We start from the raw sequence: 21,387 nt of genomic DNA on the forward strand, positions 1-21,387 counted from the left end.
TCCCCGCCCGCCGGCGGGGACACCCCTCTCAAGAGGGGAATCTTTCAACCCCTGCAAGATAGCAAAATCTCACCAGTACCACCATTCACCTCTTTTGCTTCCCTCTCTCCCAAAACCACCCCACCAAAGTCCCCTCTATTAAGAGGGGATTTAGGGGTGTGTCTTTTCACAACGCTTGTGAAAAAGCACAGGAGAAAAAGAAACCAATTAGACAGGCAAAATCCGCCTCAGGCGGATTAGGGGTGTGTTCCTTCACCACACCCCGCGCTCCTACGCCACTTTAACCCCTTGTTCAATCTGCTCCTGCCGGTAGAGGGCACGGTTAAGCGCATCCAGATAGGCATTGGCGCTGCCCACAACAATATCGGTACTGGCTGCCCGCCCGTTGAAAACGCCATCGGCAAATTCAATTTTAACAAAAATTTCACCCACGGCATCTTTTCCGGATGTCACCGAACGAATCGAGTAATCAACCAATTTCCCGGGAAAGCCGGTAATTCGCTCAATTGCACGGTACACCGCATCCACGGGACCGTCGCCAACGGAGGAATCTACAAATTTATCCTTTCCCTTCACCAGCTCAACGGTGGCTGTGGGAATCAAGTGAATACCCACGTGCACTTGCAGATTACTTAATTTGAAGTACTGGGGAACGCCAAAGATCTCATCATTTACAATGGCAATTAAATCTTCATTGTAGATATCCTTTTTCTTGTCGGCCATGGTTGTAAATAGGCGGTAAGCCTTGTCCAGAGCGTCGGCGTCGAGGTGGTAACCCAGCTCCTCCAGGCGCTGTTTCAGGGCGTGACGACCGGAATGTTTTCCAAGGACAATTTCGTTGGCCGGAATGCCGATCATCTGCGGCATCATAATTTCGTACGTCAGCGGATTTTTCAACACGCCGTCCTGATGAATGCCGGCTTCGTGAGCAAATGCATTTCGTCCCACAATGGCCTTATTTCTCGGCACAAAAATACCGGTTAGCGATGTGAGCATTTTGCTCGTTCGGTAGATTTCTTTGGTATTCACCTCGGTGGTTGCCTGGTAATAGGACTGCCGGGTTTTCAGAGCCATTACGATTTCCTCCAGAGAGGCGTTTCCGGCGCGTTCTCCGATCCCGTTTATGGTACACTCCACCTGCTGGGCACCATTTTCAACAGCGGCCAGGGAATTGGCCACGGCCAGTCCCAGATCGTCGTGGCAGTGCACACTGATAATGGCCTTGTCGATGTTGGGGATCGAGGTGCGCACCTTCTTTATAAGCGCTCCGAATTCCGAAGGAACGGCATATCCGACCGTGTCGGGAATATTGATCACGCTGGCACCGGCTTCAATAACCTTCGTAAGCACTTCGATTAAGAATTCCGGATCCGTACGGGAGGCATCTTCCGCAGAAAACTCCACATCTGGGGTGTAGCTTTTGGCCAGTTTTACGGCCCGTACGGCATCTGCCAGTACTTCCTCACGGGACTTGTTCAGCTTGTACTTCAGATGAATATCCGAGGTGGCAATAAAGGTGTGAATCCGTGGTTTTTCGGCATACATAACGGCTTCCCAGGCACGATTGATGTCCACATCATTTGCCCGGGCCAGCGCGGCAATGGTGACGCCCTTAATCTCTTTCGAAATGCGTTTGACGGCCTCAAAGTCTCCCTCAGATGCGATGGGAAAACCGGCCTCAATCACATCCACATTGAGTTTGGCGAGCTGCCGCGCCATTTGCATTTTCTCATCCATATTCATGCTGGCACCGGGAGACTGCTCGCCATCCCTCAGGGTGGTGTCAAAAATATAAATTCGCCTCATGGGTATTCTCCTTATGTTATTCTCAATTACGAAAACGCTTTTTCCATAGATATTTCTTTTGATTCGGAAGACTTCACCTTTGCTGTTCCTAATTGATGCTTCAGTAAATAGTAGGAAATGCTGTCCGTCAGCGCCCGCCAGCTGGCTTCGATGATGTTTTCGGACGCTCCCACCGTTGTCCACCGCGATTGGGAGTCCTTTGATTCAATTAACACCCGAACCTTTGCTGATGTTCCGGAATTCTCGTTCAGCACGCGCACCTTGTAATCCGAAAGATGCATTCGTTTCAAATCCGGAAAGAATTTTTCCAGGGATTTACGAAGCGCGTTGTCCAAAGCATTCACCGGTCCGTCACCTTCGGCAGCCGTGTGCTCCAGCACCCCATTCACCCGCACTTTAATAGAAGCTTCTGAAACGGACGTTTCATCGGGACGCTTTTCAATGACCACACGGAATCCTTCCAGCTGGAAAAAATCCACGGGTTCGCCAATTCCACGCCGAAGAAGCAGCTCAAACGATCCCTCGGCGGCTTCAAACTGATATCCCTCATTTTCCAGATTCTTGATGGATTCAACAATTTCCGGCACCCGGTTCTGATGGGCATCCAAATCAATAGCCAATTCGTTTGCTTTGTACAAAATATTGCTCCGGCCGGATAGATCCGAAACCAACACGCGCCGCTTGTTACCCACACTTTCGGGCGTTAAATGCTCGTAAGTGGCGGCATTTTTCATCACGGCGCTCACGTGAATGCCTCCTTTATGAGCAAAAGCGCTTCTCCCAACGAACGGCTGATTGGTTGCGTGGGACACATTGGCAATTTCGCTGACGTAGCGGGAGAGTTCGGTTAATTGCGACAAACTGGTATCGGGAACGCAATGCAGTCCCATTTTTATTTGAAGATTTGGAATAACGGAACACAAATTGGCATTGCCGCAGCGTTCACCGTAACCGTTGATGGTCCCCTGCACGTGGATACACCCCGCCTGAACCGCCGCTAACGTGTTAGCGACGGCCAGATCGGAATCGTTATGTGCGTGAATTCCAAGGGGTGCAGGTAAAACCTTTTTAACGGCCATAATGGCCCGCATAATTTCCGAAGGCAGCGATCCACCGTTTGTATCAGCCAGAACAATGACGTCCGCCCCGGCATTGTAAGCCGTCTGCACGGTTTTTACGGCATATTCAGGGTTGTCCTTAAAACCATCGAAAAAATGCTCGGCATCGTAAATCACCTCGCGGCCGTGATGTTTCAGGTAGGAAATGGTCTCCTCAATGATTCTGAGATTTTCATCCGGCGAAATTTTGAGCGCCTGTTCAACGTGCAAAAGCCAGGATTTTCCAAAGATGGAAATGGCCGGTGTTTCGGCTTCCAGAAGTTCCCGGACATTGGCATCTTTTTCCACGGAGCGGGCCGGATGATGGGTACTCCCAAAGGCCACCAGCCGTGCGTGCTGAAAGGAAAGACGTCCGGCTTTTTCAAAAAAGAGCCTGTCTTTGGGATTCGATCCCGGCCATCCTCCCTCAATGTAATCGATTCCAAACGCATCCAAACGCCGGGCGATTCGTACTTTGTCGTCCACAGAGAGCGAGATTTTTTCCCCCTGCGTTCCGTCACGAAGGGTCGTGTCGAAAATTTGAATTTTTTCTGACATAACAGCTTTACCTGAGTCTGATTTTTGTTTTTCCTAAAACCCGCTACTTTTTATTGTCGTGCAGCCAGCTCATCATCTTCCGCAATTCTTTACCCACTTTTTCAATGGGGTGATCGGCCAGGTTGCGCCGAAAGGCATTCAGCGAGGGCCGGTTAACCTTGTTTTCCAGAATCCACTCTTTTGCAAAAGAGCCGTCCTGGATTTCCTTCAAGATCCGCCGCATTTCCTTGCGGGTGTCATCCGTGATAATTCGGGACCCCCGGGAATATTCTCCGTACTCCGCCGTATCGCTGATGGAGTCATTCATTTTCTGAATGCCGCCCTCGTAAATCAGATCCACAATGAGTTTCATCTCGTGAAGACATTCAAAATAGGCAATTTCGGGTTGATAGCCTGCATCCATCAGTGTTTCAAACCCGGACTTAATCAGCTCCACCACGCCGCCGCACAGGACAACCTGTTCTCCAAAAAGATCCGTTTCGGTTTCTTCCTTAAAGCTTGTTTCAATCACCCCGGCCCGCGTGCCGCCAATCCCCTTGGCGTAGGCCAGCGCCACATCTTTGGCCTTTCCCGATGCATCCTGAGCCACAGCCACCAGACAGGGGGTACCATTGCCCTCCGTGTACACACGCCTCACCAGGTGCCCCGGACTTTTGGGGGCGATCATCACGACATCCACATCTTCAGGAGGAAGAATCTGGCCGTAGTGAATATTAAAACCGTGGGCAAAGGCCAGAACCTTTCCCGCGGAAAGATTGGGCGCCACCGCGGCTTCGTACACCTCCGGCTGGGTCTGATCCGGAACCAGCATCATAATAAAATCAGCGGCTTTGGCCGCTTCAAACGTGGGCAGCACCCTTAACCCGGCCTCCTCAGCCGACTGCCACGACTTGCTGCCTTCCCGCAAGCCCACAACGACATTCATTCCGGAATCTTTAAGATTCAACGCATGGGCGTGTCCCTGACTTCCGTACCCCAGAACGGCAATGGTTTTCCCTTCCAACAATGACAAATCTGCATCCTGATCGTAATAGAGCTTCATTTAAACATCCTTTCCATTTTGAAAACCAAAACATAATGAACTGTTTATCAATAAAATAGAGTACCTATCAATCGACATTTCACTTCGTGTTAATGAGCCGGCTATGTTTCGCCCCGGAACTCCCGCTTGAGTGCCACATGTCCGGTTCGGGCAATCTCCTTCAACCCGTAAGGACGAAGCATACTGATAATGGCATTGATTTTGTCCTCGGTACCGGTCGCCTCAACGGTTAGTGTGCGCGGGCTGATGTCCACAATTTTTGCCCGAAACACGTCGGCGATCTGCATAATTTCCATCCGGGTGGAGGAATTGCTGGAAACCTTAATGAGCGCCAGTTCCCGTTCAATAAAATCATCCAGAGTCAAATCCGTCACCTTGACCACATCCACCAATTTGTTGAGTTGTTTTGTGATTTGCTCGATGATGGCGTCTTCCCCCCGGGTCACAATGGTCATTCGATACAGGTCTTTTTCTTCCGATTCCCCGACGGAAATGCTCTCCAGATTAAACCCGCGGGAACTAAACAGTCCGATAATCCGGGCAGCCGTTCCCAGCTTGTTTTCAACCACTAATGAGATGGTATGCTTCATTCATCGCCCTCCTCTTCTTCGGGAGCTTCAATAATCTCGTGGATCGGGGCTCCTGCGGGAACCATCGGGTACACATTCTCCCGGGGATAGGTCCACACGTCCACCACAACGGGGCGGTCGGTGACAGCCATCGCTTCATCCAAAACCGCACGAACCTCCCGGGGCTTCGTAATCCGCAGCCCGACTGCGCCGTGGGATTCCGCCAGTTTCACAAAATCCGGCTTAATGTCCTTCAGGTTTGAATAGGAGAATCGCTTGCCATAAAATAGATCCTGCCACTGGCGGATCATTCCCAGCCGGCTGTTGTTCAAAATGAAGATTTTCAGGGGAAGGCGGTTGGCTACAGCCGTCGACAGTTCCATGCTCGTCATTTGAAAGCCTCCGTCGCCCACGATGGCCACCACGGTTCGATCGGGTCGTCCGATTGCGGCGCCCACAGCGGCAGGCAGACCAAAGCCCATGGTTCCCAATCCACCGGAGGAAATGATGGAACGCGGATATTTGAATTTGTAGAAAAGGGCCACCCACATCTGATGCTGCCCCACATCGGTGGCAACAATGGCCTCTCCCTTTGTAACTTCACTGATTTGTTCGATCACAAACTGGGGTTTGACCACTTTTTCGGACTGCCGGTAACGAAGGGGATGTTCTTCTTTCCATTTTTTGATTTGTTCCAGCCACTCGTCGTGGCGTTGTTCGTCTGAGAAATGAAGCATTTTTTCAAGCACCAGCCGCACATCACCTACAATCGGGACATCAACCGGCACATTTTTGCTGATGGCGGCCGGGTCAATATCAACATGAATGACTTTCGCGTGGGGGGCAAATTCCTCAATTTTTCCGGTCACCCGATCATCAAAACGAGCCCCGAGAGAGATAATTAAATCTGAATAGGTAATGGCCATGTTGGCGTACCACGTGCCGTGCATCCCCGGCATTCCCAGAGACAGCGGGTCGTCGGTGGGAAATCCTCCCAGACCCAGCAACGTGGAAATAACCGGAATTTGGGTTTTTCTGGCAAATGCCGTGAGAAGGTCGGCCGCGTTGGCATGCATAATTCCGCCGCCCGCCAAAATAACCGGCCGTTTGGCGTCCCGGATAACCTCCGTTGCCTTTTTGATTTGCTGCACGTTCGGTTCGTACCGGGGTTTGTATCCCCGAATGGAGACGGTTTTCGGATACTCAAAGTAGGTTTCATCCGTTAAAATGTCTTTGGGTAAATCCACCACAACCGGCCCGGGGCGGCCGGTTTTTGCAATATAAAATGCCTCTTTAATGGTTCTGGCCAGATTTCGCACATCGCGGACAATAAAGTTGTGTTTTGTAATGGGGCGCGTAATCCCCAGCGTATCCACTTCCTGAAAGGCGTCATTGCCAATCAGTTCCGAGGCAACCTGCCCTGTAAAAACCACCAGCGGGATGGAATCCATATAGGCATTGGCAATCCCGGTAACGGTATTTGTAGCACCCGGCCCGGAAGTAATCAGAATAACTCCCGGCTTACCCGTTGCCCGGGCGTAACCATCGGCCTCGTGGGTTCCACCCTGCTCGTGGCGAATGAGAATGTGACGAAAGCCATTATTTTTATACAATTTGTCGTACACGCTCAAAATCACCCCTCCGGGAAACCCAAAAAGAACCTCCACCCCTTCTTCAATTAGCGAACGAATAAAAATCTCGGCTCCCGATAGTTTGGGAAGATGCTGATGTTGTTCGTACATCGTGAAGCGCTTTTGCGGCCTCTTGTGTCCCCTTTTCGGCGTTTGAACAAATGTTTGAGTAGCCATTTTAGTTACCTCTTTTGATATGAATCATGCGGCTAAAAAAGCCATATTTTTGGATAATTATTCCAGCACCGCGCCCGTATTGGCCGACGTGACCATTCGCGAATACCGCTGCAGCCATTTGGAATCTGTCTTCAGCTCCGGAGGATGCCAGTTTTTCCGGCGCCGCTCCAACTCCTCCTCCGAAAGCTTTACATTTAATGCTTTACCCGGGATATCAATCTCGATCAGGTCTCCATTTTCAATCAGCGCAATGGGCCCGCCAGCCATGGCTTCCGGAGAGACGTGTCCCACACAGGCCCCCCGTGTTCCTCCCGAAAAACGCCCGTCGGTAATTAAGGCCACCTTGTCACCAAGCCCCATTCCCATGATGTTGGAGGTAGGGGCCAGCATTTCCTGCATCCCCGGGCCGCCTTTCGGACCCTCGTAGCGAATAACCACCACATGCCCTGCCTGAACCGCCCCATTTAAAATCCCGGCGTTTGCTTCTTCCTGTGAATCAAAAACAATTGCTTTTCCGGTAAAGGTTTTCATGTGATCTTCAACGGCTCCCGTTTTCACAACCGATCCGTCGGGCGCCAGATTTCCGAATAAAATCGCCAGGCCTCCGTTTTCGCTGTAGGGGTTTTCGATTGTTTTAATCACATTCTTATCTTTGATTTCCGCGTTCTGAATGGTCTCGCCAAGGGTTTTCAATGTCACCGTCTTTTTATTGAGATGAAGAAGCCCCGGCTTTTTGCTCACCTCTTTCAAAATGGCAGAAATGCCTCCGGCGCGATCGACATCTTCCATGTGCCAAATGGACGCAGGCGATACCTTACAAATTTGCGGTACCTTTTCCGCCAATTCGTTCAAGCGCGTAAGCGGGTAATGGATGCCGGCCTCCCGGGCAATGGCCAGTGTGTGGAGAACCGTGTTAGTCGATCCGCCCATGGCCATATCCAGAATAAAGGCGTTATCGATGGCCTCTTCATCCACAATATCCAGGGGTTTCAGGTCCTGTTCAATGAGGGTCATGATATGCCGGGAGGCGTGCCGAACCAATTCCCGTCGCTCCTCCGTGACCGCGGGAATCGTTCCGTTTCCGGGAAAGGCAATGCCGAGGGCCTCCATCAGGCAGTTCATGGAATTGGCCGTAAACAACCCCGAGCACGAACCGTAGGTCGGACAGCCGTATTTTTCCAGCTCAGTCAGCTCTTCTTCGGTAATTTTTCCCGATTGAAATTCGCCAACCCCTTCAAATACAGAAATCAAATCGACTGTATTGTGATGAGGAGAATGCCCGGCCAGCATGGGACCGCCGCTGATAAAAACCGTCGGAATATTCAGCCGCATGGCCGCCATAATCATGCCCGGAACAATTTTGTCACAATTAGGGATGCAGACCAACCCGTCCAGTTTGTGGGCCTGAACAACGGTCTCAATAGAATCGGCAATAAGCTCGCGGCTTGGCAGGGAATATTTCATTCCGGAATGCCCCATGGCAATGCCGTCATCCACGCCAATGGTGTTGAATTCAAAGGGAACCCCTCCCGCCTTCCGAACCTCCTCCTTGGCGATTTTCCCCAGCTCCTGCAAATGCACATGTCCGGGAATGATTTCAATAAATGAGTTGGCAATTCCGATAAACGGTTTGCCAAAATCCGGATCCTTTAATCCGCAGGCCCGCAACAGGCTTCGGTGTGGAGCTCTTTCGAACCCCTTTTTTACGGTGTCACTCCTCATGGCTCGTCCTCACAATCCATTTTAATGTGCTCAACAACATCACAACCTATCCAAAAAGATGGTCTTCTCCTGCGAGCCAGAGGTAAGATTTTGTTTTTTTCGTGTGGTGATAGTTAGATTTGTGTGATTCTTGTGCTTACCTCTGGCTCGATTTTACCTCAAAATAAGGATCAAAATCAAACCGGCGATAAGGCCAAGAATCAAAATGTGCAACAACAATAAGAGGGATAGACTTGGAAGTAAACCGAAAAGAGAAAGAATAACAAACGGAGTGATCCACATTGGCGAAAAACGCCTTAAGCCCCTTGGGGAAAATGTTGTGGATTCTGCAACCGTCATTCAATGCTGCTTTCGATTTGAATTGAAATCTTCTTGCTTAAATTGGCAATAAATATAAGAACAAATTTGTCGAATGTCAACACTTTTTTGTGATTTTGCAAAATTTTTAACCGGTCCAAACGCGGGCGTCCTGATCGAATATGATCAAACACCCAAATAATCTATTGAAATTCCGGTCAAAAATCTGTATTTTAGATTTTCAAGAGCGCTTTCTGAACGGGCTCTGACCATCTTTTCAAACGCACGCTTAAAAAAGGCTGCGATCATTTTTTTCAACAGGACACTACGTGAATGAAATTTGTCGCAAACACATCGTTTCGCCGATCCGTTTTTTACACGATCACGGGGATTTATTGGCTTCTGCTCGCTTCCTGTGCGCGTCAGGCCATGCCCCCCGGCGGACCGGAAGATCGAACCCCTCCCCGTATTGTTAAAACGGTCCCTCCCAACGGGGCTACGCGTGTTTCACGATCGACACCCATTCAATTAACCTTTAGTGAAAAAGTGGACCGAAAATCGATCAATGACGCCCTTTTTCTGGCACCCGCGCCCAGAAATCCGTTTCGGCTAAAATGGCACGGAAAAACACTTTCCCTGGTTCTTCCGGATACTCTGCTGGCCAATCAAACCTATTTGGTCACAATCGGTACCAGTGTCAGAGACCGGCACGGAAACCCCATGCGAGAATCCTTTACGCTGGCCTTTTCTACCGGAGCTCACCTGGATAACGGAAGGATTACGGGGCGTGTTTTTAGCAAAGGCCCGGCACAGCGCATTCACATGTGGGGCTATTTGCTGCGGCTGGCTCCAACACCCAATCCCGAAACAGACCCCGCCCAGTACGTAACCCAGTGCGACGCCAAAGGGCGCTTTCGTCTGCAAAACCTTTCGCCGGGACGCTATCGGCTTTTTGCGCTCAACGACAAAGACGGAAATCGGCGCTACGATCCGGGTTACGATGCAATCGGCTTCCCTACCCGGGACGCGTCTCTGACGCCAAAAGATTCCACAGACGGCCCTCTTTTCTTCCGGATAGCCGTACAAGACACCACCCCGCCTGAAATCGTTTCCGTTTTTGCAACGGACAGCCGTCACATACAAATTCGAATGAGCGAGCCGGTGGATTCCCTTGATGCGGAAAATCTCAACCATTTTCTCATGTCCATCTCAAAAGAAAACCCCCCGCAAAGGCTGGCGCTTCGTATGAGCTACCGGAGTTTTTTGAATCCCAACCAGATTGTTCTGGTGACGGCGCCGCAGGATTCATCCCAAAACTACGTTCTCAAATTGCGTTCCATTCACGATCGGGCCGGGAATCTTATCGGAGCAAGCGATTCCGTCACCGTTCGCGGAAGTGCCCGCCCGGATACCCTTCCACCGCAGGTTGTACGCGTGTTCCCACCCGACAGCAGCAAGATGGTTCTCCCGGACGTCATTCTTTCGTGTGTGTTTAGTGAGGCCATCGATACACTCGGAACCGACGCGGTTCTTCTCCTGCAAACTGCCAAAGGGGACACCATTCCGGGACGAATGTCCTGGCTGCAACCGGATGTCCTGCGCTTTAAACCCCAACACCCTTTAAAGGGGAACCAATTTTACCGGTGGCATCTGCTTTCCCAACACATTTTTGATCTGGCCGGAAATCCCCTGAAAACGGATTCCACCCAAACCTTTCGGGTGGTACCGCACGACACCCTTTCGGACATTGGGGGAACAGTGCAGGATGCCGATTCTTCCGCAACGGGGCCGATTTTTCTGCATTTGAACCAAACCAATCCGCCGCATTTGAAAAAGACGCTCAAATTAAAACAGCCCGGCGCCTATTTCTTTAAAAACATTCTCCCGGGAAGCTACCGTATCTCGGCATTCCGGGACAAGGATAATAACGGAATGTTCTCCCGGGGCCGGTTAAACCCCTTTCGCTTTTCGGAACGTTTTTTCGTTTATCCGGATACGATTTTGGTACGATCCCGTTGGCCAAACGAAGGAAATAATTTTCAATTGCCCCAATAAATAGAAGAGGTTGCAATGCATTTACAATTAATCGACTGGATTTTATTGATCGCCTACTTTGTAATGGCTATTGTCGTGGGGTCTTTATTCACCAAAAAGGCCAGCCAGAGCATGGCCGAATATTTCGTGTCCGGGCGCAGCCTCCCCTGGTGGCTGGCCGGAACCTCCATGGTAGCCACTACCTTTGCGGCCGACACCCCGCTGGCCGTCGCAGGTCTGGTGGGCAGCCACGGTGTGGCCGGGAATTGGCTCTGGTGGAATATGGTGATGAGCGGTATTTTGACCGTTTTTGTTTTTGCCAAACTCTGGCGTCGATCCGGTGTTATTACCGATATTGAATTCACCGAACTTCGGTACTCCGGACGAGCCGCGGCCTTTTTAAGGGGATTTCGGGCCCTCTATCTGGGGCTTCCGATTAATTTAATTGTAATGGGCTGGGTTACACTGGCCATGGCAAAAATACTGGGAATTACCCTGGGAATGGGAAAATGGGAGGCCATTGCCGTCTGCCTGATTATCACGCTTGTGTACTCCACACTCGGAGGCCTCTGGGGTGTGGTGGTAACTGATTTCATTCAATTCTTTATTGCTATTGGCGGGGCCGTTATTCTGGCCGTTTTCGCTTCTCACGCCGTCGGCGGCATCTCGGGACTTAAACTCCAATTGACCCAGCATTACGGAAATTCAAAGCAGATCCTTTCATTTGTCCCGGAAGTGGGTTCCGTCTGGATGCCCATGCTCACATTCTTCGTGTATCTGGCCGTTAACTGGTGGGCGGCCTGGTACCCGGGAGCCGAACCCGGCGGCGGCGGGTACATCGCCCAGCGCATTTTTTCCGCCAAAAATGAGAAACATTCCGTCCTGGCAACCCTCTGGTTTAACATTGCCCATTATGCCCTGCGTCCCTGGCCATGGATTATCGTGGGACTGGCGGCCATGGTCTTGTACCCCAATCTGGCCGATAAAGAATCGGGGTACGTAAAGGTGATGGTGGACTACCTTCCTCCCGGCGTGATGGGACTGATGATGGCCGGTTTTGCCGCGGCGTACATGTCTACGATCAGCACGCAGCTGAACTGGGGATCATCCTACCTGGTCAATGATTTCTACCGCCGCTTTATTAAAAAAGACGGCTCCGAAAGGCACTACGTGTGGATTTCCCGGCTTGCGACCGTTCTGCTGCTCATTCTTGCCGCTGTTGTAACGCATTACATGACATCCATCGAAAAAGCCTGGAAATTTCTCCTCGCCATCGGCGCCGGAACGGGTTCCGTATATATTTTACGGTGGTTCTGGTGGCGGATTAACGCCTGGTCAGAGATTTCGGCCATGACGGCCTCTTTTGTGGTTTCCATGGTGCTTCAGTTTTATTTTCATTTGAACGGAAATGAACCCCTGCAATTTGCTCAAATTATGCTCATTACGGTAACCCTTTCCACTGCCACCTGGTTAATTGTTACGTTTTTGACGCCCCCGGAAAGGGAGGAGGTGCTGATCACGTTCTACAAAAGGGTTCACCCGGGCGGTGCGCTCTGGGCATCTATCCCGAAAAAAGCCGGACTGATCCCGCCCAAAGGGATCGTCAGCCGGGATTTGCTGGATTGGTTTTTCGGGGTGATTTTGATTTACACCTCACTTTTTGGCATCGGTAAATTTGTCCTCGGCGAGTACGGAATGGGATTCATTTTTCTCATTGGAGCCGCCATTTCCGGTTACGTGATTTATTACGATCTTTCCCGCAGGGGATGGGAAGCCGTTGCGGAATAGTGTATTCGGGTTCATCAAAAAAAGCGCATTTTGACCGTTTGACAAAAAAATAAGTCCATGGAGCAATTCATTGAATTTGGCCAAAAAATATCACACCGGTCCCGACTTTAACCGCCTGCGTACCACACTGCTTCGGGGCATCCCCGACCGTGTTCCTTTGCAGGAATTAATCGTGGACCGGAAAATTCAGGAACACCTTCTGGAACGGCCGGTCACGTCCATCCGGGATTCCATTGATTTCTTTGCATGCGCCGGTTACGACGCCATCCGCATTAGTCCTAAAGTAACCTTCCGGCCGGCCGAGTTGTCGGGACATCTGAAAACGGAAGCCACCAATCAGGACATTGAACGAACCTGGTATTCGGAAGGTGAAGGCCTGGTGAGGGATTGGGAATCCTTTGAAAACTATCCCTGGCCCAAATTGGAGGAAATCGACTATTCTGATTTTGAAATGGCCCAGCACCATCTTCCGGACGGACTCAAGATTCTGGCGCACTATGGCGATATTTTTACGTGGATCTGGGACATCATGGGATTCGAAACATTTTCAATCGCCCTTTATGAACAACCCGATCTCATTTCCGCAATCTTTGAAAAGGTCGGTGGAATCATTTACAGCATGTTCGAAACAATGGTTACGTTCGACAATATCGGTGCCCTCTGGTACAGCGACGATATTGCCATCGGATCCGGCCCGTTTGTCAGCCCGGACAGCTTTCGCAAATACCTGTTTCCCTGGATGAAAAAAATCGGAGACCTGGCCAAAGCACACGATCTGCCGTACATCTACCATTCAGACGGCGATCTCCGGATGCTTCTGGACGACATCATTGCCTGCGGGGTGGATGCGCTGCAACCCATTGAACCCAAGGCCATGGATATTCGGGAATTAAAACGGCAATACGGCGACCGCCTCTGCCTGATCGGAAATCTGGATCTGGAATACACATTGACCCGCGGGACACCCGATGAGGTTGTCAAAGCCACAAAAGGCCTCATTCGGGACCTGGCTCCTTCGGGCGGTTACTGTGTGGGCTCGGGGAATTCCGTTCCGGCCTATGTTCCTTTTGAAAATTATCTGGCCATGGTTGAAACCACTCTGAAATACGGAACGTATCCGATTCAGATTCCCGATTAAGCGGGATGCCTTGCTTCCAGTAAATTGGATTGAAAAATATGATTTGAAATGTGCGAAAAGATTCAACGGCTCGATATAAAACCATCATGGAGGATGCATGTTCAATAAAAAACCACACATTAAATTTGACAAAAAGGGTCTGGTTCCGGCAATCATTCGAAACGCCAAAACCGGCGAAGTGATTAATCTGGTGTACATGGATCGAAAAGCGCTTAAAAAAACGCGCGAATCGGGCAAACTCTGGCTCTACAATCGCAGTATGAAAAAGGTGTGGATGAAAGGACAGCGCTCCGGCGATACGGTTGATGTGGAAGAAATCCGTACCCATGTGGACAAGTACTCCCTGCTTATTAGTGGCGTCCCCAACGGCTCCGCCTGCCATACGGGAGAATCCTCTTGTTTTCCATTTGTTTATTGGAAAAAAGACGAGGATACGGATAAAGACGAGGATGTGCTTGAATCCCTTAAAAGCGTTTTCGGGGGCGAAACACAAGAGACCTCTGCCAAAACGGAGGACACGTCCGAAACTCATTTGACAGACGAAGAAGAAACTGTTTTCATTGAATTTCGGGAGCGCGGTGTATCGGAACAGGAATCCCCGGGGCATAGGCTTGCAGAGGTTGAAGAAGAAATTGAAGTTGTGGAAAAAACGCCCCAACCCGAGGCCACTCCGGCTGAAAAAGATGTGCTGGGAGAGCTGTATTGGTCGATCGCCGACCGCGTCGAGAACCCGGTTCCCAATTCGCCGCTTTCCCGACTCAGTCAGTTGGGTGTCCAGGAAATCTCCAAGCATCTGGGGCGGGACGTCATGGATGTGACCATGGCCTCTCTTCAAAAAGACCGGGAAACAACGCTAAAAGAATCGATTGACTTGCTCCGCCACTGGATTCTTTTGCTCCTCCAGCAGGGGATTACACTGTCTGAGATCTACGAGGAACTGGAAAAACAGATCTAAAAAAGAAAGTCCCCGGCACTTTAAACGTGCCGGGGACCTTATAAGGAACCTTAATTCTCACCTATTTTTGTAGTAATCCATTTTCTCCATAAGTTTCAACGCCTGCGGGAAATAATTCATAGACTGCTGCAGCACCGTATCCCGCATCAGATTGACCTGAAACTGACCCTTTTCTCCCCAAATGTGATAGGCAATTTCCCGCTTTAGGAGATAATTCAGATCCTTTACATTGTTGGCATCATTGAATTTATCTGCCTTTATTTTCTTATTATCTTTCAAAACATAGGCTTCAAAATCGGACAACATTTTGGGAGAAACCTTGAAATCCTGGACAAAATCCAACAATTTCATTTGTTTGATTTCCGGATGGGCGTGGAGGTAATCATCGATAAAGGTGTAAAAATAGCGGTTCGGATCGTAAACCAGATCAATAATGAAACGTGAGGGCGGTTTTTCCTTGCTTTCAAGCATAATATCCGGACGAATACCTCCCCCTCCGTAAACCGTGCGCCCGCCAAATGTTTTAAATGCCGGAAGATTCTTTGAATTCTTCTTGATCAGGCTATCCACGTAGGCTTCTTTGTAATATTCATCCTTTGATTTGTGGGAATAGTCTCTTTGGATGCACCGCCCTGAGGGAGTGTAATATTTGGCGGTTGTAACCAAGAGCACGGACCCGTCTTTGAATGGATACTGGCTCTGAACCAGACCCTTGCCAAAACTGGTTTTTCCGACAATCAGGCCTCTGTCCCAATCCTGAATGGCGCCCGAAACAATTTCCGATGCCGAGGCACTTCCGTGATCAATCAAAACAATGAGCGGATACAGGGGATGGGTGGCTTCGTCGGTGGCGTAATAGTCGCGATAGGAACTGGGAATCCGGCCCTTCGTGTACACGATCATTTTTCCGCCGGGAATAAATTTATCGGCCACTTCCGTGGCAATCTGCAAATAGCCGCCGCTGTTGCCCCGTAAATCCAGAATAAGTTTGTCCATTCCCTCGGATTCCAGTTTATTCAGGGCTTTTTCCAATTCCTGACCGGTTGTTGCCGAAAATCGGGCGATGCGCACGTAACCGATTCCCGGGCGCAACATGGCCGCATCCGGAATACTTTCCACTTTAATTTTTTCGCGGGTCAGGGTAAATTCCTTGGGCTCGTCCCAGCCATCCCGTTCGATGGTCACTTTAACCTGAGTCCCCGGCGGGCCCATCAGCTTCTTGGGAACGTCGTCCCGCTTAATACCAATGGCAGATTCCCCGTTAATTCCAATGATGCGGTCTCCCGACCTCAAGCCCGATTTAAATGCCGGGCCTCCCTCAAAAACGGACATGATCGTAATCTTTTTGCGGATAATATCAAAGCTGATTCCAATACCGGAATACCCGGCAAATGTTTTGCTCCAATTCTTGAATTGATCAGCCGTCATGTAGTTGGTGTGCGGATCCAGATCCGAAAGCATCCCCCGAATGGCATTGTTGATCAGATCATTCGGATCGGTTTTTTCAACATAACTCTGTTGAATGATGTTCAGTACCGTTGTAAAAATGTTCAGTTTCTGATAAATGTTTCGGCGGGAATCCTTTGGCTGCAGCTGGGAATACCCCAAATTTAACGCCCCAACGATTAAAAGAGTCGTTAAACTTCCAATAAAAAAATGCTTAATTTTCATCTAACAAAACTTCCTTTTTTAGAATTGAAAATGATATCTTACCAACAAACGTTGTTTCGATGGAAAATTCCTGCGCTGAAAAGAAATCTGCTTTTTCACAGGAGAACTCACGCCGCAGAAGATCATTAAATCTCAAAAACCTTTAACCGCCGACGGCTTCCCTTTGTTCCGGATTAATCGCCTTCCGAATACAACCTGACACAATTTCGTCCCGCCTTTTTGGCACGGTAGAGTGCCATGTCGGCCCGAACCAGCAGCTCTTTGATAATTGTGGCATCCACCGGATAGGTGGCCACCCCAACGCTGATTGTGACCTTACCGCCGGGCTGTGTTTCCTCCATAAAGAAGGGATACTCTTCGATGCTTTTGCGAAGCCTTTCGGCAAAGGCACGCGATCCGGCAACATCGACCTCCGGTAAAATGACGCAGAATTCCTCTCCGCCGTACCGCGCGACTACATCCGTATCCCGGACGGCCTTTTTCAGAATCTTGGCGATGTGCTTCAGAACCTGATCTCCGGCAGGATGCCCCAGTGTATCGTTGTAATGCTTAAAATTATCCACATCCAGAATGGCCAGTGACATGGGCCGGCCCGTCCGGCGCGCCCGGAAGACCTCATCCCGAAGCCGGATCCGAAAATAGCGGTAATTGTAAAGCGACGTGAGTTCATCGGTAATGGAGGTTTCACGAACCTTCTGGTACAGTTGGGCATTGGCAATGGCCACGGAGACAATGTTTGTAATCAGCGTCAACATTTCCAAATCGGTTTGATTGTACGCCTCGCCGTTGATCTTGGACCCAATCAGCACCATTCCCACCAGCCGGTGCGAATGAATCAGCGGGGCGATGACCTCCGATCCGTAATCCCGGAACCGCTTGATGTCCTTCAGCGATGTAAATTCCTCGGCAATCAGAATAGGCTGGCGTTTTTTAAAAATGATCTTGATCACCGGATCGGTTACTTCAATCGTGGTTTCAGACACATCCTCCGGATCAAAACCTTTTGTTTTTACAAGATTAAGGTTCTTGCGATTTTTCGTATCCACAAGATAAAGCAGGGCATTTTTAATTCGGATTTGTCCGATCAGGGTGTTTAAATAGGAATTCACCAACTGATCCAATTCCAGGATGGCGGTTAAATCCAGGCTGATCTGAAAGAGATTGTGCAGTTCGTAGATACGACGCTTAAGCTCCCGATTCAATAATGACAATTCTTTCGAGGCACTGTCAATCTGCTGTTTGTACGTTTTGGTGCGGACATGAACGCCCGATTCCGTGAGCTCATCGGTCAAAAACAGAATGCGTGAGCTCAATTTTCGGCTGGCAACACTGCCGACAATCAGAACCAACAGCAGGCCAATGGCCAGTTTCCAGCCAAAAACGAGGGGAATAATCGGCGTGAACACCAGAAATCCGATTAAAAAGGTAAAGCCGATAACGCCCAGAATCAGGCCAACGGATCGATAATCAATAAATTTTGCACGTTCCAAATTAAGTCCTAATTTCTAAATAAGGGTTAACACGGACAACACCTTTCCAAAAGAGGTGCGGCCATCGTCAATTCGCCAGAGGCCGTCAGCGCAGCATGACTGCGCCTATTAACCTATCGGCAGGTTTGTTTGTGCAATTAAGTGAAATTCAAACACACCCTAACCTTGTAAAAATATTAAAAAATATACAGAATATCAATGATATTGTCAAGACTTTTAATCGACCTGTCCCGAATATGACAAAAGCTTAAAATTTTGGCTTGCAAGAGAAGAATCTTCTTGATTGGAGTCATATTTTTTTTAAATTAGAAAGGGGATAGTGTTCACCTTGAATTCCAAAAACCAAACAGACAAGAAATGCGTCAACTTGTTCGAAAAAGCTTATTGATTGCCTTATTCTGGCTGTCGGCTGCCTCCCCCCTGTTCGCCCAGTATTATTTCGGCCGAAATAAGGTTCAATACAATCACTTCACCTGGTACGTTCTCACAACAAAGCACTTCCACGTGTATTACTATCCGGAAATGAAAGACCTGGCTCAAATTGGCGCCAAATTAGCCGAGGAAAGCTACAAGATTCTGGAAAATAAATTCAATCAATCGATTAATCGAAAAATACCGCTTATTTTTTACAGCTCCCACATCCATTTCGAACAGACGAACGTGCTGCCCAACTTCATCCCGGAGGGTGTGGGAGGTTTTTTTGAATACATGAAGGGCCGCGTGGTAATTCCGGCCAACGGCTCCATTTCGGAATTTCACCACGTGATTCAACACGAATTGGTGCACGTCTTCACGCACAGCCTAATCTCCCAGATTCTTCGCGATCACAAGCGAACCGACCTGAGTAATCTTCCCCTGTGGTTTATTGAGGGCATTGCTGAATATTGGTCCCAGGGCTGGGATCCGCAGGCGGAGATGGTCCTCCGGGACGCCGTTGTGAACGGTTACATTTATCCGCTTGATCAAATCTATCAGATCAACGGAACCTTTCTGATGTACAAAGAAGGGGAAGCCGCCCTGAAATACATTTCGGAAACCTACGGGGACGACAAGCTTCTCCAGCTAATGGAAAATTCATGGAAGGTGGACAACTTCAGCGATGTCATGAAATTGACCATCGGAAAAAATTACACCGAATTCGATAAGGAATGGATTTACCATTTACGGAAAAAATACTTTCCGCTTCTTAAAAAGGAAGATGATCCGGCCATGGTAACCCAGGCCCTGACCAAAGAGGGCATCAGTACCCAGCCGGCTTTTTTCGAAAAAAACGGGCAGCCGTGGATGGCCTTTATGTCCAATCGTGTGGGGTACACCAACATTTATGCGCGGCCGCTTGGGGTGAAAAAAAAATCGGTCAAACCCAGGATTATTGTCAAAGGGGAGCGAACGGCTTCATTTGAAGCCTTTCATCTGCTTCAAAGCAAGATCGATGTGAGCAAAAGCGGTCGGCTGGCCTTTGTGGCAAAGAGCGGCGGCAGCGATGCACTGTACATCTGGAATATTCCCAAAAATTCTCTCGAATATCGCTTTCAGTTTGATTCGCTGGTTGGAATTTCCTCACCCGCCTGGTCTGCAGACGAGTCGTCTCTCTGCTTTTCCGGAACGGATTTCGGGGGATTGAACGACCTGTACATCTACCACATTCGGAGCCGCAAACTGGAACGGCTGACCAACGACGTTTACCAGGATCGTACGCCGGTGTGGACGCCGGACGATTCGGGAATCATCTTCAGCTCCGATCGGGGAGAATTCGGGCGAACAGGTGCCCAAAATCTCTTTCGTTTGGACCTCAAATCGGGTGACATTTCCTACGTCACCCACGGAAATTTTCAGGATAAGTCGCCTGTTTTTTCGCCCGACGGCACCTACCTGACCTTTGTCTCCGATCGCTCGGGAAGTTTCAACATCTGGGCTATTCGGAGGGGTAAAAGGCAAGGCCCTTCAGGAAAAATAATCACCACATTTTCTCTGGCAGGAGATTCCACTCAATCTTTTCTTCAAAAGCCTTTGCTCAAACAATTGACTCATTTTGTCACGGCCGCGCAAACGCCTGAATGGACCCAAAACGGAGACCTCCTTTTCACGGCCTTCGAAAATTTCAACTTTCAGATTCACCTTTTAAAAAATCCCGCAAAAATTTTTCCGAAAGAAAAACCGGTGCCATCTCCCAGTATAGCCTTTAAACCGGATTTGTGGAAAGTCCGCTCGCTTTCTCAATCCGGGAAAAACACATCCATTAAATACAAGCGAAAATACTCTCTGGATGTGGCGCAGAGTTACGTGATGCAGGATCCGCTTTTCGGCAGAAGCGGCGGCGCTCAGTTGGCCATTAGTGACATGCTTGGAAACAGCCAATATTACATTCTGGTTTACAACGATGCCACCACCCGGGAGGAATTCCTGAAAAGCTTTAATGTGGCGGTTACCCAGTTAAATCTGGCTCATCGTACCACGTACGCCTGGGGTCTTTATCATTTTGCCGGACGCTACTTTAACTATTACGACGGTTTTTATTACGAACGCTTTTACGGGGGATTCACCTCCGCGAGCTACCCCCTGTCCACATTCCGCCGACTGGAGGCAAACCTGAATGTTCGCGCCTCCCACAAGGAATGGTACGGATCGGAGGTCGCCCGAAATGCCGTTCTCATCTCAAATTATTTCGCTTACGTTAAAGACAATTCTCTCTGGGGCCCCACCGGTCCCGTAGATGGGGAACGATTCAATTTCACCATTGGAAACACCGTGGACGTGCGCTATTCCAACGTCAATTTTTACACGTTTATGATGGATTATCGGCGGTACTTCCGGCTTTCCAGGAGAATCACTTACGCCACGCGTTTTGTGGGACGCGTGAACCACGGAAAGGAAACCATTAAGTTTATCATGGGCGGAAGCTGGGATTTGCGGGGGTACCCCCAATGGAGCATCTGGGGAGATCAGTACGTCCTGATGAATCACGAGCTGCGATTTCCATTTATCGACCGGTTTATTCTGCGATTTCCGTTCGGGGGGGTGCGATTTTCTTCCATCCGCGGCGCTCTTTTCTGGGATACCGGAAATGCCTGGGACGGGCCCCTGACTCAGCTTAAAGGAAGTGTGGGAGCCGGTATTCGCCTGAATTTGGGCGGCGTACTCGTCCTGCGGTTTGATTACGGAAAGACATTTTACACGACATTTGACAACTCGCTTTTTAAACCCCGCTCATTTCACATGCAGCCGGGGCGATTTAAGCAGTTTTTCTTCGGATGGGATTTTTAGGGGTGTAAAGACTTCAGGCGACACAGAGAAACACTGAGACGCACAGAGGACCACAGAGAAAATACAAAAGAACCCTTTCCTCCGTGGCTCTCTTCTTTTCTCTCTGTGGCTCTCCGTGCCATTCTTTTTCAGGAAACTAAGAAGGATT

General features: G+C 49.5%; 13 protein-coding genes. 5 read left to right on the plus strand and 8 right to left on the minus strand.

Annotated features, from left to right (window positions below; translation table 11 throughout):
- Window positions 1-270: 270 nt before the first annotated feature.
- The 6 genes from GXO76_01640 to ilvD form a co-directional block, all read right to left on the minus strand.
- Window positions 271-1,806, minus strand: a complete 1,536-nt coding sequence (locus tag GXO76_01640) for a 2-isopropylmalate synthase (protein ID NOY76550.1) — start codon at window positions 1,804-1,806, stop codon at window positions 271-273.
- 26 nt (window positions 1,807-1,832) lie between these two features.
- On the minus strand, window positions 1,833-3,461 hold the full coding sequence (locus GXO76_01645; GenBank protein ID NOY76551.1) for a citramalate synthase: 1,629 nt from the start codon (window positions 3,459-3,461) through the stop codon (window positions 1,833-1,835).
- A gap of 43 nt (window positions 3,462-3,504) precedes the next feature.
- Window positions 3,505-4,503, minus strand: a complete 999-nt coding sequence (ilvC, locus tag GXO76_01650) for a ketol-acid reductoisomerase (protein NOY76552.1) — start codon at window positions 4,501-4,503, stop codon at window positions 3,505-3,507.
- Window positions 4,504-4,604: 101 nt separating this feature from the next.
- Window positions 4,605-5,093, minus strand: a complete 489-nt coding sequence (gene ilvN / locus GXO76_01655; protein NOY76553.1) for an acetolactate synthase small subunit — start codon at window positions 5,091-5,093, stop codon at window positions 4,605-4,607.
- The gene (gene ilvB, locus GXO76_01660) at window positions 5,090-6,814 is read right to left on the minus strand and encodes a biosynthetic-type acetolactate synthase large subunit (protein ID NOY76554.1); all 1,725 of its coding nucleotides are present in this window, start codon (window positions 6,812-6,814) and stop codon (window positions 5,090-5,092) included. The genes ilvN and ilvB overlap by 4 nt, the downstream gene beginning before the upstream one ends.
- A 123-nt stretch (window positions 6,815-6,937) precedes the next feature.
- On the minus strand, window positions 6,938-8,602 hold the full coding sequence (gene ilvD / locus GXO76_01665) for a dihydroxy-acid dehydratase (protein ID NOY76555.1): 1,665 nt from the start codon (window positions 8,600-8,602) through the stop codon (window positions 6,938-6,940).
- A gap of 630 nt (window positions 8,603-9,232) precedes the next feature.
- On the opposite strand from ilvD, the gene GXO76_01670 reads away from it, so the two are divergent.
- The 4 genes from GXO76_01670 to GXO76_01685 all read left to right on the plus strand — a co-directional run bounded on the left by GXO76_01670 (window position 9,233) and on the right by GXO76_01685 (window position 14,814).
- Entirely contained in the window at window positions 9,233-10,954 is a 1,722-nt protein-coding gene (locus GXO76_01670) for a hypothetical protein (protein ID NOY76556.1), read from the plus strand.
- A 15-nt stretch (window positions 10,955-10,969) separates the two neighbouring features.
- Complete coding sequence (locus GXO76_01675) at window positions 10,970-12,721, plus strand: Na+:solute symporter (protein NOY76557.1); 1,752 nt, start codon at window positions 10,970-10,972, stop codon at window positions 12,719-12,721.
- 115 nt (window positions 12,722-12,836) lie between these two features.
- Window positions 12,837-13,859, plus strand: coding sequence for a nucleoside 2-deoxyribosyltransferase (locus tag GXO76_01680; protein NOY76558.1), 1,023 nt, complete (start codon window positions 12,837-12,839; stop codon window positions 13,857-13,859).
- 97 nt (window positions 13,860-13,956) lie between these two features.
- Window positions 13,957-14,814: a hypothetical protein gene (locus tag GXO76_01685; GenBank protein NOY76559.1), complete on the plus strand. Its 858-nt coding sequence runs from the start codon at window positions 13,957-13,959 to the stop codon at window positions 14,812-14,814.
- Window positions 14,815-14,871: 57 nt separating this feature from the next.
- Here GXO76_01685 and GXO76_01690 read toward each other — a convergent pair whose 3' ends face one another.
- Together GXO76_01690 and GXO76_01695 are read right to left on the minus strand one after the other, a co-directional pair.
- Window positions 14,872-16,485 (minus strand): S41 family peptidase, encoded by a 1,614-nt coding sequence (locus tag GXO76_01690; protein ID NOY76560.1) that lies wholly within the window; start codon window positions 16,483-16,485, stop codon window positions 14,872-14,874.
- Window positions 16,486-16,658: 173 nt separating this feature from the next.
- Complete coding sequence (locus tag GXO76_01695) at window positions 16,659-17,975, minus strand: sensor domain-containing diguanylate cyclase (GenBank protein ID NOY76561.1); 1,317 nt, start codon at window positions 17,973-17,975, stop codon at window positions 16,659-16,661.
- Window positions 17,976-18,332: 357 nt separating this feature from the next.
- Between GXO76_01695 and GXO76_01700 the strand changes: the two genes are divergently transcribed.
- Entirely contained in the window at window positions 18,333-21,239 is a 2,907-nt protein-coding gene (locus GXO76_01700; GenBank protein ID NOY76562.1) for a hypothetical protein, read from the plus strand.
- The last annotated feature ends 148 nt before the right edge of the window (window positions 21,240-21,387 follow it).

It is taken from the genome of Calditrichota bacterium, assembly GCA_013151735.1.
Lineage (GTDB): Bacteria > Zhuqueibacterota > JdFR-76 > JdFR-76 > BMS3Abin05 > BMS3Abin05.